The 13,694-nt window shown below is 62.2% G+C and carries 14 protein-coding genes; 2 read left to right on the forward strand and 12 right to left on the reverse strand.

Translation table 11 applies throughout. From position 1 onward, the window contains the following. Nucleotides 1-74: 74 nt before the first annotated feature. Nucleotides 75-1,733, forward strand: coding sequence for a putative transporter (locus QDT79_RS04510; protein ID WP_107227533.1), 1,659 nt, complete (start codon nt 75-77; stop codon nt 1,731-1,733). Between the two features lie 10 nt (nt 1,734-1,743). Here the strand turns inward: QDT79_RS04510 and QDT79_RS04515 are convergent, their stop codons facing one another. The 4 genes from QDT79_RS04515 to QDT79_RS04530 form a co-directional block, all read right to left on the reverse strand. Next, a complete protein-coding gene (locus QDT79_RS04515; RefSeq protein WP_063989163.1) occupies nt 1,744-2,124 on the reverse strand; it encodes a type II toxin-antitoxin system VapC family toxin in 381 nt (126 codons plus the stop codon). Continuing rightward, complete coding sequence (locus QDT79_RS04520) at nt 2,124-2,345, reverse strand: ribbon-helix-helix domain-containing protein (RefSeq protein ID WP_063989162.1); 222 nt, start codon at nt 2,343-2,345, stop codon at nt 2,124-2,126. The genes QDT79_RS04515 and QDT79_RS04520 overlap by 1 nt, the downstream gene beginning before the upstream one ends. A 74-nt stretch (nt 2,346-2,419) precedes the next feature. Further along, entirely contained in the window at nt 2,420-3,670 is a 1,251-nt protein-coding gene (locus QDT79_RS04525) for a valine--pyruvate transaminase (protein ID WP_004933935.1), read from the reverse strand. 135 nt (nt 3,671-3,805) lie between these two features. Then, nucleotides 3,806-5,869 (reverse strand): alpha-amylase, encoded by a 2,064-nt coding sequence (locus QDT79_RS04530; protein ID WP_308316230.1) that lies wholly within the window; start codon nt 5,867-5,869, stop codon nt 3,806-3,808. A 195-nt stretch (nt 5,870-6,064) separates the two neighbouring features. Between QDT79_RS04530 and QDT79_RS04535 the strand changes: the two genes are divergently transcribed. Next, nucleotides 6,065-6,217 (forward strand): hypothetical protein, encoded by a 153-nt coding sequence (locus tag QDT79_RS04535; RefSeq protein ID WP_165384406.1) that lies wholly within the window; start codon nt 6,065-6,067, stop codon nt 6,215-6,217. Between the two features lies 1 nt (nt 6,218). On the opposite strand, the gene ghrB is transcribed toward QDT79_RS04535, so the two are convergent. From ghrB to QDT79_RS04575, 8 genes are all read right to left on the reverse strand, one after another. Next, nucleotides 6,219-7,196 carry a glyoxylate/hydroxypyruvate reductase GhrB gene (gene ghrB / locus QDT79_RS04540; RefSeq protein ID WP_308317172.1) on the reverse strand — a complete coding sequence of 326 codons (978 nt, stop codon included), beginning with the start codon at nt 7,194-7,196 and terminating at the stop codon, nt 6,219-6,221. A gap of 73 nt (nt 7,197-7,269) precedes the next feature. After that, nucleotides 7,270-8,538, reverse strand: coding sequence for an MFS transporter (locus QDT79_RS04545; protein ID WP_055317378.1), 1,269 nt, complete (start codon nt 8,536-8,538; stop codon nt 7,270-7,272). A gap of 140 nt (nt 8,539-8,678) precedes the next feature. Beyond that, the gene (locus QDT79_RS04550) at nt 8,679-9,644 is read right to left on the reverse strand and encodes a sugar kinase (protein ID WP_308317173.1); all 966 of its coding nucleotides are present in this window, start codon (nt 9,642-9,644) and stop codon (nt 8,679-8,681) included. Nucleotides 9,645-9,651: 7 nt separating this feature from the next. Next, entirely contained in the window at nt 9,652-10,404 is a 753-nt protein-coding gene (locus tag QDT79_RS04555) for a sugar phosphate isomerase/epimerase family protein (protein ID WP_049200595.1), read from the reverse strand. A 166-nt stretch (nt 10,405-10,570) separates the two neighbouring features. Continuing rightward, on the reverse strand, nt 10,571-11,605 hold the full coding sequence (locus QDT79_RS04560; RefSeq protein ID WP_063989159.1) for a LacI family DNA-binding transcriptional regulator: 1,035 nt from the start codon (nt 11,603-11,605) through the stop codon (nt 10,571-10,573). Between the two features lie 124 nt (nt 11,606-11,729). Next, nucleotides 11,730-12,392, reverse strand: coding sequence for an OmpA family lipoprotein (locus QDT79_RS04565; RefSeq protein WP_033631402.1), 663 nt, complete (start codon nt 12,390-12,392; stop codon nt 11,730-11,732). 253 nt (nt 12,393-12,645) lie between these two features. Next, entirely contained in the window at nt 12,646-13,092 is a 447-nt protein-coding gene (locus tag QDT79_RS04570; protein ID WP_063989158.1) for an N-acetyltransferase, read from the reverse strand. Further along, entirely contained in the window at nt 13,089-13,655 is a 567-nt protein-coding gene (locus QDT79_RS04575; protein WP_033631404.1) for a DNA-3-methyladenine glycosylase I, read from the reverse strand. Before QDT79_RS04575 ends, QDT79_RS04570 begins: the two co-directional genes overlap by 4 nt. Between the last annotated feature and the right edge of the window lie 39 nt (nt 13,656-13,694).

The raw sequence follows: 13,694 nt of genomic DNA on the forward strand, positions 1-13,694 counted from the left end.
CGATGTCATAATCCTTGTTAATTGTGTGTCTTTGGCCGCAAATTCCCGATTCAACTTTGGCAAGGATGTGACCTATGAGCGATATCGCCCTGACCGTCAGCATGTTGGCGCTGGCGGCCGTCATTGGGCTGTGGATGGGGAACTGGAAGCTGTACGGCGTCGGGCTGGGCATCGGCGGCGTGCTGTTCGGCGGTATCCTGGTCGGTCACTTCGCCCAGAGCGGGCAAATCAGCCTGAACGGGGACATGCTGCACTTTATCCAGGAGTTCGGCCTGATCCTGTTCGTCTACACCATCGGTATTCAGGTCGGCCCCGGTTTCTTCTCTTCGCTGCGCGTCTCAGGTCTGCGCCTCAACGCTTTCGCGGTGCTGCTGGTGCTGACCGGCGGCGTCGTGGCGGCGGCGGTGCACAAGCTGTTCGACGTGCCGCTGCCGATCATCCTCGGCGTGTTCTCTGGCGCGGTCACCAACACCCCGGCGCTGGGTGCCGGTCAACAAATCCTGACCGATCTCGGTTCCGATCCGGCGTTGGTGGACGGGATGGGGATGGGCTACGCCATGGCCTATCCGTTCGGTATATGTGGCATTCTGCTGGTGATGTGGCTGATCCGGCTGTTTTTCCGCATCAATATCGAGCGCGAGGCGCAGGCGTTTGAAAACGGCCTGGGCAATCAGCGTGAGCTGCTGCACGCCATGAACGTGGCGGTGCGCAACCCCAATCTGCAGGGTATGGCGATCAAAAGCGTGCCGCTGCTCAACGGTGAAGCGATCGTCTGTTCGCGCCTCAAGCGCGGGGAGTTGCTGATGGTACCTGCGCCGCACGAGCGGCTGGAGCTTGGCGACTACCTGCACCTGGTGGGCAAACGCGAAGATCTGGAAAATGCCCGGCTGGTGATCGGCGAAGAGGTGGACGCCTCGCTGTCGACGCGCGGCACCGCGCTGCAGGTGGTGAGGGCGGTGGTGACCAACGAGCAGGTGCTGGGCAAGAAAATCCGCGATCTGAACCTGAAGCAGAAATATGACGTGGTGATTTCACGCCTCAACCGCGCCGGCGTGGAGCTGGTGGCCGGCAGCAACGTGACGCTGCAGTTCGGCGACATTCTCAACCTGGTCGGCCGGCCGGAGGCCATCGACGCGGTGACGGCAATCGTCGGTAATGCCCAACAAAAACTGCAGCAGGTGCAGATGCTGCCGGTCTTTATCGGCATCGGCCTCGGGGTGCTGCTCGGCTCCATTCCGCTGTTCGTGCCGGGCTTCCCGGCGGCATTGCGGCTGGGGTTGGCCGGCGGGCCGCTGGTGGCGGCGCTGATCCTGGGGCGCATCGGCAGCATCGGCAAGCTGTATTGGTTTATGCCGCCGAGCGCCAACCTGGCGCTGCGCGAACTGGGCATCGTGCTGTTTCTGGCGGTGGTCGGATTGAAGTCGGGCGGCAACTTCATCGATACGTTGTTGCACGGCGAGGGGCTGACGTGGGTCGGGTACGGCGCGCTGATCACCGCCATTCCGCTGCTGAGCGTCGGTATTCTGGCGCGCACGATGGGCAAGATGAACTACCTGACGCTGTCCGGCATGTTGGCGGGATCGATGACCGATCCGCCGGCGCTGGCCTTCGCCAACGGCCTGCATCCCACCAGCGGCGCCGCCGCGCTGTCTTACGCCACCGTGTATCCGCTGGCGATGTTCCTGCGCATCATGTCGCCGCAGCTGCTGGCGGTGCTGTTCTGGACGCTGTAGCGCTGCCCGACTACAGCCGGTAAGGCATTAACACGCCGTTGTCAGTGCCAAAATCTTTGGGGTTGCGGGAGATGAGCGTCCGGAACCCCACCTGCGCGGTGGCCCAGATAATGGCGTCCGGCAGCTTCACATGCTGTGAGTGGCGCAGTTCTACGGCGCGTTCGGCAACTTCATCGGTAATAGGCAGCAGCAGGAATTGCCCTAAAAACTGGCGCGTTTTCAGCTCCAGCGACGGCCCCTGCTTTTTGGCACCCACCATCACTTCCATCCAGGTGATGGCGCTAATAGCCGGGTTGATGTGGTATTCGGTCAGAACGTCTTTGGCTTGAGGAATGCCGTTGAGATAATCGATCAGGATATTGGTGTCGAATAACGCCCGTTGAGCCACCATTATTCCCACTCCTCGCGCTGACGATTTTCGTAGTCTACGCCATCGCCCATCGCCCCGGACCAGAGCCCGAAAGCACTGCTGGGATCTTCAACGTGGTTCTCCGTCAGATAACGGGATACGGCCTGACGGATGATTTCGGCCCGGGGAACGTGGCGGATATTTTTCAGATTGTCGAGCTGCCGCAGGTCTTCCTCAGGTAAATCGATCACGATGCGAGTCATCGCTAGCCCTCCCCAAAAAGATATACGATATATGCATCGTATATCTTTATCGGTCGATTTTCAATCAGCTGGCGTTAGCCTTCCTGATGCGCGCGTTCGATCTCTTCCGCCAGGATCGCCACGCCGCGCTCGATTTTCTCCGGGTCGGGCACGTAGTTCATGCGCATGCACTGGTGGGTGTGCGGCCAGTCGTGCTCCAGCCCCGGGAAGAAGTAGTGGCCCGGCACCATCAGCACGCCGCGTTTTTTCAGGCGCTGATACAGCACCTCGGTGGTGATCGGCAGATCTTTGAACCACAGCCAGAGGAAGATAGCCCCTTCCGGTTTGTGGATCAGGCAGCGCTCCGGCGACAGGTAACGGCGAATAATCTCGATGGTGTGCTCGACGCGCTGTTTGTAGAACGGGCGAATTACCTCGTTCGACAAGCGCAGCAGATCGCCGCGCGCGATCATTTCCGTCGCCATCGCCGGCCCCATGCTGCCCGGCGACAGGCTGATGATGCCGTTCATGTTGGTCAGCGCGGTGATCACCTTCTCGTCGGCGATCACGATACCGCAGCGTGAGCCCGGCAGGCCGAGCTTGGACAGGCTCATGCACAGGATGGTGTTCGGGTTCCACAGCGGCGTGGCGTCGCTGAAGATGATGCCGGGAAACGGCACGCCGTAGGCGTTGTCGATCACCAGCGGAATATCGCGCTGCTGCGCCAGCAGGTCGAGCTTCATCAGCTCTTCGTCGGTGATCACGTTGCCGGTCGGGTTGGTCGGCCGTGAAACGCAGATCATACCGATGTCGTCGCCGATAGTGAGGTGTTCGAAATCAACGTGATACTTGAACTGACCGTCCGGCAGCAGCTCGATGTTCGGTTTGGCGGAGACGAACAGCCCTTCGTCCAGCCCGGCGTCGGCATAGCCGATATATTCCGGCGCCAACGGGAACAGCACGCGGCGACGCGAACCGTCGGCGTAGCGGCCGGCGAACAGGTTGAACAAGTAGAAAAACGCGCTTTGGCTGCCGTTAGTCAGTGCAATATTCTGTGGCGAAATCTCCCAGCCGAGCTCGTCGCGCAGCAGATTGGCCAGCGCTTTCAGCAACGCGTCCTTGCCTTGCGGGCCGTCGTAGTTGCACAGCGCTTCGGTCAGTTTGCCCTGGTCGAGCATCTCCTGGCACAGCTGTTTGAAGTAGGCTTCCATCTCAGGGATCTGCGCCGGGTTGCCGCCGCCGAGCATGATGGCACCGGGGGTGCGCAGGCCTTCGTTCAGGTCGTCCATCAAACGGGTAATGCCCGCATAACGGGTAAATTTTTCGCCGAAAAGTGAGAAAGTCATAGGTGTAGCAGTACTGTTTCTTAGCAGGTAATCGCCCACCATACCGCCAGACAAATCCCGCTGCAATGCGGCCGACAAATCGACCAGTGGGCACAAATTTCTCTCCTTGGCCAATTTTCAGCATATTACGCTAGATTATTGTGACCGTTCGCCGGCCCATACCACCATCACCTTATCGTCGCCGAGCCGGCGGCTGAAGGCATAGTAGGCGGCGCCCGGCTGCGGGGTTTGCACGCCGCCGCCGATCGCCGGATGGCGAGCGCGGAACTGCCCCAACCGCTGCCAGTGGGCCAGCAGCGGGGCTTTTTCTCCCTGCAGCTCACGCCAGTTCATGTCGGAGCGGGTACCCTGCAGTGGATCGGAACCGGCTGGGCCGAGCGGACGGCCGCTTTCATCGCCGTAGTAAATCTGCACCGCGCCCGGTGCCAGCAACAACAGGTTCGCCGCCCGCTGTTGCAGCGGCAGCGAGCCTTTGGCGTCGCTGGCGAAGAACAGCCGGGTGTCGTGCGAAGAGAGGTAGCTCAGTACGTTGAAATCCTGCAGCCGTTCGGCCATCTGCCGGTAGGTGGCGTCGATATCGGCAAAGCAGCCCAACGCCTGCGACGCCTGATCCTGGAAATCGAAGTTGATCATCGCGTCGAAGCCGTTTTGGTAATAATCGCTTTTCATCACCCCGTGGCCCCAGGCCTCGCCGGTCATCCAAAACGGCGCATCATCCAGCGCCTGTTGCGGATGCTCCGCTTTCCACGCCGCCAATGCCGCCGTGGCACGCTGTTTCAACAGCGCCAGCGTCGGTTTTTCCACGTGCTTGGCGGTGTCGACGCGGAAACCGTCGATGCCGTAATCGCGCACCCACTGGCTGAGCCAGACGGTCAGGTAATCGCGGGTAGTGGCGCCGGGCATGTCGTGTGCGGCGGTGTCGGGCTTGTGGCGGTAGAACAGCGGCAGGCCGCTGGCGCCGGTCGCTTCGGTTTTGATGTCCGGCAGGAAGGCCAGCGACATCGTCAGATCGTCATAGCCCGGCGAGCCATAGTCGCCGATGTCGGTGCGGATCCAGTTTTTCCCCCACCATTGGCGCCAGCCCGCCTTGTCGCTGAAGTTGATGTAGTCGTTGAAGCTGTGCCAGTTTTGCCCTGGCCCGGGGCGCCAGTCGCCCCAGTTTTTCCCCAGGGTTTTCTCCACCTCCGCGCCTTGCAGATACAGCGAGCCGAAGTGGAACGCCTGCATATCCGCCAGCGTGGCGTAGCCGACGTGGTTCACCACCACGTCGAACAGAATACGAATGCCGCGCCGATGCGCCTGCTCGACCAGTGTGCGCAGCGCCTGTTCGGTGCCCATGTTGGCGTCGAGGCGAGTCCAGTCCAGCGCGTAATAGCCGTGATAGGCGTAATGCGGGAAATCACCTTTGGTGCCGCCGCCAACCCAGCCGTGGATCTGCTCCAGCGGCGAGCTGATCCATAAGGCGTTGACGCCCAGCTGCTGCAGATAATCCAGCTTCTGCGTCAGGCCGGCCAAATCGCCGCCGTGAAAGGTGCCTATTTCCTGCAGGCCGTCGCTGCGGCGCCCGTAGCTGTGGTCATTGGCCGGATTGCCGTTTTCAAAGCGATCGGTCAGCACGAAGTAGACCGTGGCGTTATGCCAGCTGAACGCCGCCGGTTTCGCCGTGGCGGCGGATTCCAGCAGCAACAAACCGCCGCTGGCGGCGGCGGGCTGCAGCGTGATTTTCCCCTGGCTCACCTGCGCCGTTTGGCCGGAATAGAAATCGCGCAGCGTTTCGCCTTCGGCGAAAGTGGAGGCGACGTCGACCGTGACCGGCTTGCCGTCCCAGCGCGGGCAGCTGCGGACGGCAACGGTGGCACTTTCCGGCGCGCTGTGCAGGCTGAGCTGCAGCGTCGGCGTGCCGCTGCGCGTGTCGATGCGCACCTGATAGTCGCCGGCGCGGAACTGCCGCCAGTTGACCGGCGGATGAGTGCCGCAGGGCTGCAGCGACAGCGTCTGGTTAAGTTTCACCGCCTCGGCCGGCTGCCAGCAGTGATTATCCTGATACAGCCGCAGCGGCAGCTGGCCTTTGGGCAGCGCGGCCTGGCTGGCGAACAGCCCGGCGGCAGTTTCGTCGAAGGCCGGGAAACCCGGCAGCGTCCAGCCGGCCAGCGCCGAAGGCGACAGCAGTATCAACAAGGGCAGAGGTAACCGTTTCATGGCTCTCCTTACGCGCGGCAGGAAGCGTTTTTTCTCAGGGTAGCGCCCAGTGTGGCAAACGGTGAAAAAATGGCCTCCTCCCTGCGGGGGTTTTTCGGGGAGGAGAGGAAGGGCGGAGCGTTTTCGGATTGATTCGGCTTGGCTTTGCGCACGCGCTGCGGCAGATTAAACGATGAACATCAAAGGAGGTTAGCGATGACGGACAAAAACTGGCGAGAAGAGATCGTTCAGGCAATTCAGGATGCCGAATTGCAGCGCTTCGCCGAAGAACATCAGCTGCAGGCGCTGTTCGCGCCGCAGCAGGAAGAGCAACACGGCCGGTTATCTGCAGACCACCGGCCGCGCTGAGTTATTTCCGCAACAGCTGCGGGTTGACGCAGTTTTCTTTCACCGTGCCGGTCAGCGCGGCGATCAGGTTATCCACCGCGCAGGCGGCCATGCCGTAGCGCGTTTCATGGGTGGCGGAGCCGATGTGCGGCAACGCCACCACGTTCGGCATGCTGAGCAGCGGCGAGTTGGCCGGCAGCGGCTCTTTCTCGAACACGTCCAACCCGGCGGCGTGGATCACGCCGTTTTGCAGCGCTTCGATCAGCGCCTGCTCATCCACCACCGGCCCGCGGCCAGCGTTGATCAGAATGCCGCTTTTCTTCATTTTCGCCAGCTGATCGCGGCCGATCATGTGGAAGGTTTGTTCGGTCAGCGGCAGCGTGATGCACACGAAATCCGACTCGGCCAGCAGGGTATCCAGATCGCAGCGGCGCGCGTTAAAGCGCTGCTCCGCTTCTTCGTGCATACGGCGGGCGTTGTACAGCACCGGCATGCCGAAGCCGAAATGCGCGCGCTGCGCCAGCGCCAGGCCGATACGCCCCATGCCGAGGATACCGATGGTTTTATGGTGCACGTCGACGCCGAACCAGTCCGGCCCGATGCTGCCGCGCCATTCGCCGGCCTTCACCCGCTCCGCCACTTCCACCACCCGGCGCGCGGTGGCCAGTACCAGGCTCATGATGGTGTCGGCGACGGTTTCGGTCAGCACCGTCGGGGTGTGCATCAGCAGCACGTTATGGGCGTTGAGCGCCTCGACGTCGAAGTTGTCGTAGCCGACGGAAACGGTCGAGGCCGCGCGCAGTTTGGGCGTCTGCTGCAGGAAGGCTTCGTCAATTTTACCGCCGGAACCGATGATCCCTTCGGCCTGCTGCAGCGCCTGGCGCAGTTCGTCGCGGTTCTCCGGCTGCAGGCCGTTGAAGGCGTGCACGGTGAAGTGCTGTTCCAGACGTTCATGCAGATCGGCGGGCAGGCTTTTGTACAATACGATAGAAGGCTTCATCACGAACTCCAGCTGGGCCAAAGGGGGCATGGCGCCCCCCCGGTTGGGTTAACAGAGAGAAAGTATAACCGGATCAAGCCAATTGCGGCTGGATCTCGTTGCGGGCGGGTTTGACGATCAGCGTCAGCACCACCGCCACCACCAGTGCGATGGCCATAAACATGTAAGAGGCCGCCGGGCTGCCTGTGGCGCCATTCAGATAGCCTACGAACCACGAACCGAAGAACGACCCCAGCGCGCCCATGCTGTTGATCAGCGCCATGGCGCCCCCGGCAACGTTTTTCGGCAGCATTTCCGGAATGATGGCGAAGAACGGCCCGTAGGGGGCGTACATCGCGGCGCCGGCGACCACCAGCAGGCCGTAGGAGATCCAGAAGTGGTTGGTGCCGACGGCGTAAGAGCCGAAGAACGCCAGCGCGCCGATCAGCAGCAGCGGCCAGACGAACAGCTTGCGGTTTTGCATTTTGTCCGACGCCCAGGAGACCACGATCATGGCGATGGTCGCCGCCAGGTAAGGCACCGCGGACAGCCAGCCGGCTTCCACCATGCCCATCTGCATGCCGCTGCGCAGGATGGAAGGCAGCCACAGCACGAAGCCGTACACGCCGATGCTCCAGGCGAAATACTGCACGCACAGCAGGATCACGTTGCGCGAACGGAAGGCTTCGCCGTAGTTGCGCACGGCCTTGATGCCTTTCTGCTCTTCGTCCAGCTGCTGTTGCAGCGCCTGTTTCTCCTCGGCGCTCAGCCAGCCGGCCTGCGCCGGTTTGTCTTTCGCCAGCACCCACCAACAGAACGCCCAGATAACCGCCGGAATGCCCTCGATGATGAACATTTCACGCCAGCCGAAGGCGTGGATCAGGTAGCCGGACACCACCGACATCCACAGCACCGTCACTGGGTTGCCGAGGATCAGGAAGGTATTGGCGCGTGAGCGCTCCGATTTGGTGAACCAGTTGCTGATGTAGATCAGCATTGCCGGCATCACCGCCGCTTCCACCACGCCGAGGATAAAGCGGATGGCGGCCAGCATCGGGATATTGCTGACCACGCCGGTCAGCGAGGCGCAGCCGCCCCACAGGATCAGGCACCAGAAGATCAATTTCTTGACGCTGCGGCGTTCGGCGTAGATGGCGCCGGGAATTTGGAAGAAGAAATAACCGAGGAAAAACAGCGCGCCCAGCAGCGAGGCCATGCCTTTGGTGATGCCGAGATCTTCATTGATGCCGGCGGCAGAGGCGAAGCTGAAGTTGGCGCGATCGAGATAGGCCAGGCTGTAGGTGATAAACACGATGGGCATGATGTACCACCAGCGTTTGGCCGCGACAGTCGCTTTGTTCATGTTCAGTATCCTTCAGTGGTGTTGCATCCCCTTCGCCCGGCACGCTGGGCATGCAAGACGACGGGGCAGATGCTCTCCCGACGCGTCCCGGTTGTAGGGCCAGAGGCTGACGTCATGCGGAGAAGTCGTTTTTTTTATTGTTATTCGGCCAGCGCCGCGCGGGTTGGCAGGCCTTCGCTGTCGCCGATGGCCTGGATCGCCAGCGAGCCGATTTTGTTGCCGCGCTGCACCGCCTGTATCAGCGTTTTACCTTCCAGCAGGGCGCTGAGGGTGCCGACGGCAAAGCCGTCACCGGCGCCGACGGTATCCACCACGTTGTCGACCTTGACCGCGGCCACTGCCGCCTTGTCGCCGGCGGCGGTTTTAAACCAGGCGCCGTCCGGGCCGGTTTTGATGATCACCGCCTGCACGCCGTGTTCCAGATAGAAATCGGCGATGCCTTCCGGCGTCGATTGGCCGGTGAGGATCTGCCCCTCTTTCAGCCCCGGCAGCACCCAGTCGGCGGCGAACGCCAGCTGGTTCAGCTGCTCGATCATCACCTCGCGGCTGGGCCACAGCACCGGGCGCAGGTTGGGGTCGAACGAAATGGTTTTGCCCATGGCGCGCATCTCGCGCGCCGCATGGTGGCACAGCGCCAGCGACTGGCTGGACAGCGCCGCCGCCACGCCGCTCAGGTGCAGGTGGCGCGCGGAACCGAAATACTCACGGTCGAAATCGGCGACCGACAGGTGGCTGGCCGCCGAGCCTTTGCGGAAGTATTCCACGCTGGGATCGGTACCATCGGTGGTTTTGGATTTCACCTGAAAACCGGTGGGATAGTGGCCGTCGACCGTCACCTGCCGGTAGTTGATGCCTTCTTTTTTCAGCTGCTGCAGGGTGAAGCGGCCGAACGAATCGTTGCCGACGCGGCTGACCCAGCCGACGTTCATGCCCAGACGCGCCAAGCCGATCGCCACGTTCAATTCGGCGCCGGCGATGCGTTTGGTGAAGGTTTCCACTTCCGCCAAATCGCCGGTTTGCGCCGCCACGAACATCGCCATGGCTTCGCCCAGCGTGACCACATCCAGGGGCGCCTGCTGCGCCGTCGTTGCCGTTAACGTTGTCATCATGGGGTTACTCCGCACGCAAAATATTGACGTAATGGCGGGTGACGGCTTCCAGATCATCGCCCTGCAACGGGAATTCGATGCCGCGCGGCGCATCGTGCGGCAGGCGGGCCAGCAGATCGCGCCAGCTGCCGTCGGTATCGTCCAGCGCGACGGCGCGCCAGCCGCGCGGGCCTTGGGTGGCGGCTTTGACGTGCACGTAACCGACGTGGCGGGCCAGGCGCTCGGCGGCGGCGAAGGCGTCTTGCCCCACCCACAGCCAGTTGGCCATATCGAAGGTCATGCTGACCGGCAGGTGGCTATCTTCCGCGGCGTGGAAAAAGGCGTTCAGCATCGACAAAATGCCGCAGTCCGGCGTCTGATCGTTTTCGACCACCAGTTTGACCGGGTGTTGCTCCAGCGCCACTTTCAGCTCGGTAAAATCGAAGCCGGGGCGGAAATGGCCGAGGGACAGTTTCAGCTGGCGCGCGTTCAGCGCCTGTGCTTCTGCCAGCAGCGCCGGCAGGTTGGGGTTCAGCGTATGTTGCGGGGTGAACAGCGCCTCAGGGGCGGAGTAGACGGCGAACAGCTGTTGGCGTTCAATCTCTTGCGCCAGGGCCGGCAGGCTGTCCAATTCGCCGGCGGCGAACAGTTCGCGGCGGATTTCCACCCCGTCGGCGCCTGCTCCGGCGATGATGGGTAACAGCGCGCGCTGGCCGCCGTGTTGTTTGACGGTATCGGTGCCGTAGGCGCCGGTGACCACGATGATTTCTGTTTTCATTTTGACTCCTGAGGCGGCATAGTCGCCGCCGCTGCTGTTACCGGTACGTTAAATGGAACCGGTTCCAGCGAAAAGCGAGAGAGTGTAAAAATATGATCGCAATCACGAAGCTGAGCAAAAAACAGCCGATGAGGGCGGGGCGAGCAACGGCCCCGGAGAGGGTGGGTTAGCGGGTGGTGGAGCCGCGGACGATCAGCTCACCGGAGAACATCTGCTCGCCGCTGGGGGCGGCCAGGCCCTGAATGCGCTGCACCAGCCGCTCCAGCGCCGCGTGCCCCATTTGGTAGGTGGGCTGTTTTAGCGTGGTGATGCCGACGCCCGCCAGCTCCGCCCACTCCAGTTCGTCGAAGCCCAGCAGGCCGATGTCGTTGCCCCACTGGATGCCGAGCCGGCGCATGGCGCGCGCCACCTGCAGCGTCAGAGCGCCGTTGGCGGAGATCACCGCCTTGCGCATGCCGCGATGGCGGCCGCTGAAATCGCTCAGTACCTGCTCCAGCTTCTGCCGATCGTTGAGCGGCGTTTCGGCCTGCTCCGCCAACAGCGTGGGGTGCTGCGCCATGGTATGTCTGAAAGCGTGCAGGCGTTCGAGACGGGTATTGACCGTACCGAGCGGCTCGCTGAGGAACAGGATCGCTTCGAAACCTTGTTGCAGCAGGTGTTCGGTGGCGACGGTGGCGGCTTCGCGGTTGTTCAGGCCCACCACGTCGCAGGCGAAGTCGGGGATTTTGCGGTCGATCAGCACCATTGGCAGCATCGACTGTTGCAGTGTGGATAACGCTTCCTCGCGCATGCCGACCGCGTTGACCACGATGCCTTCCACCCGGTAACTGCTGAGCAGCTGCAGGTAGTGCTGTTCCTGATTGACTTCGTTGTTGGTGTTACACACTAGCAAGGTAAAGCCGTGCTGGCGGCAGGCGGCCTCGATGCCGCGCATCACGTCCACCGAATAGGGGTTGGTGATATCGGCGAGGATCAGGCCGATCAGGCGGGTCTGGCCGCCCTTCAGGCTGCGCGCCATTTGGCTTGGCCGGTAGTCGAGCTGCTGGATCGCCTGTTCGATGCGCTGTTTGAGATCGTCGGAAAGCAGGTGTTGTTCACCATTCAGATAGCGCGACACGCTGGTCTTGCCGGTTTTGGCGATGCTGGCCACATCGCTGATGGTGGCGCGCCCTGAGGCGCGCGTTGCCTTGCCTGTGCTCACAGCCGATCCCTCCTGCGGTTAATTGCCAAGGAGACTACCATACCCGATGTGCGGGCGGGAGTGTTGAAGGGTAAGGAGAAAATCGCAGGGAGGCGGCGGGGCGCCGGTGGCGCCCCGCACGGGATTACTGCAGCGGGCTGAGGGTGATCTCGACGCGGCGGTTTTGCGCCTTGCCTTCCGCGGTGCTGTTGGAGGCGATCGGGTTGTCCGGGCCGGCACCGGTGGTGCGGATACGGTTCGCCGCCACGCCCTGGGTGATCAGCGCGCTGGCTACGCCGTCGGCGCGCTGCTGCGACAGGTTCATGTTGAGCGAGCGGGAGCCGGTGCTGTCGGTGTAGCCGACAACGTTGACCGCGGTTTTCGGATACTCTTTCAGCACCATGGCGACGCCGGTCAAGGTGTTGGCGCCCGCCGGTTTCAACGTGGCGCTGCTGCTGTCGAAGGTCACGTTGTTCGGCATGTTCAGCACGATGTTGTCGCCCTGACGGGTGACGCTGACGCCGGTGCCTTTCATCTTGTCGCGCAGTTTGGCTTCCTGCACGTCCATGTAATAGCCTGCGCCGCCGCCGAGGGCTGCACCGGCCGCTGCGCCGATCAGCGCGCCCTTGCCGCGATCTTTCTTGGAAGAGGACAGCACGCCGACACCGGCGCCCAGTGCGGCGCCGAGGCCCGCGCCGATGCCGGATTTGCCGGCTTCGGATTCACCGGTGTAAGGGTTGGTGGTACAGGCCGACAGCGCGAGCGTGAGGCTCACGGCGCCGGCAATAATTGCAATGCGTTTTTTCATGTTCTTGTCCTTAATGGCATCAGAATCTGTACGCGCCGGCCCAAAACGGGGACGCAAAAAAAGTGGGTGACGCAGGGAGCCTGCGTCGCCGCGCTACCTATGACGCGCGCTTTCGCCGGCAGTTCCGGAGAAAAACGTGACAAATGATGAGCGCGGGAAAAGCTGGGGGAGTTATGCGGCAAAACGCCGGGCGGCGCTATGCAGCGGATTCCGAATTGTGCGCATCCGGGGTGCGGATGCGCCTTTTTTAAGCCTAATGGGTTGAATTTTCGACTGCCGACCAGTTCATGATCAGCGTATAGGCCTGGGTTTCTTCATTGAACAGGCGCTGTGTTATCTGAAAGCCGCGCCTGTGGTAAAACGCGCAGGCGCGCAGGTTCTGCTGGTACACCTCCAGGCTGAGCCGGCGGTAGCGCTGCTGCACGTGCGTCATCAGCGCCTGGGCGACGCCGCGACCGTGAAACGCCCGATCGACAAACAGGGCGCCGATGAACTGCTCATCCAACACGCTGATAAAGCCGACGATCTCGTCGTCATGCCAGCAGGCCCAGCTTTGTGCGCGCGGCAGGTAGTTTTCCCGCACCAGCGCGGCGCTCTCACGCCAGTACTTTTCCGCCACGAACGGATGGGCGGCGATGGTGCTGGGCAGCCACAGCGCCATCAGCCGTTCGATATCCTCCGGGCCACAGGGGCGGATCACCGTGGCTTTGGGTAGCACATACACCCCGTCAGATGATCGTTCACCAGCCCGCTGGCCTGCATGAAGGCGTAACAAATGGTGGAGCCGATAAACTTGAAGCCGCGCTTCTTCAGCGCTTTGGACATGGCGTCGGACTGCTCGGTTTTGGCCGGCACCTGGTTCAGCGCCTGCCAGCGGTTGAGCTGCGGTTGGCCGCCGACGAAGTCCCAAATGAAGGTAACGAAATTCTCACCGGCCGCCTCCATCGCCAGATAGGCTTTGGCGTTGGTGATGATGGCTTCTATCTTGCCGCGGTGGCGGATGATGCCGCTGTCCTGCAGCAGGTTTTCCACGTCCTGTTCGGTCATGGCGGCGACCCGCTGCGGATCGAAACCGTGGAAAGCGCGGCGGTAGTTCTCGCGCTTTTTCAGAACGGTGATCCAGGAAAGGCCCGCTTGCTGCCCTTCGAGGCACAGCATTTCAAACAGCTCGCGCGCGTCGGTGGTGGGCGCGCCCCATTCCTTGTCGTGATACTCGAGATACAACGGATCGGCCGTCACCCAACCGCAACGTTCGTCTGCCATCCTGACTGTCCTTATGCTGTATTTATGAACAGTAATCAT

This window comes from Serratia marcescens, from assembly GCF_029846115.1.
GTDB classification, from domain to species: Bacteria; Pseudomonadota; Gammaproteobacteria; order Enterobacterales; family Enterobacteriaceae; genus Serratia; species Serratia marcescens_L.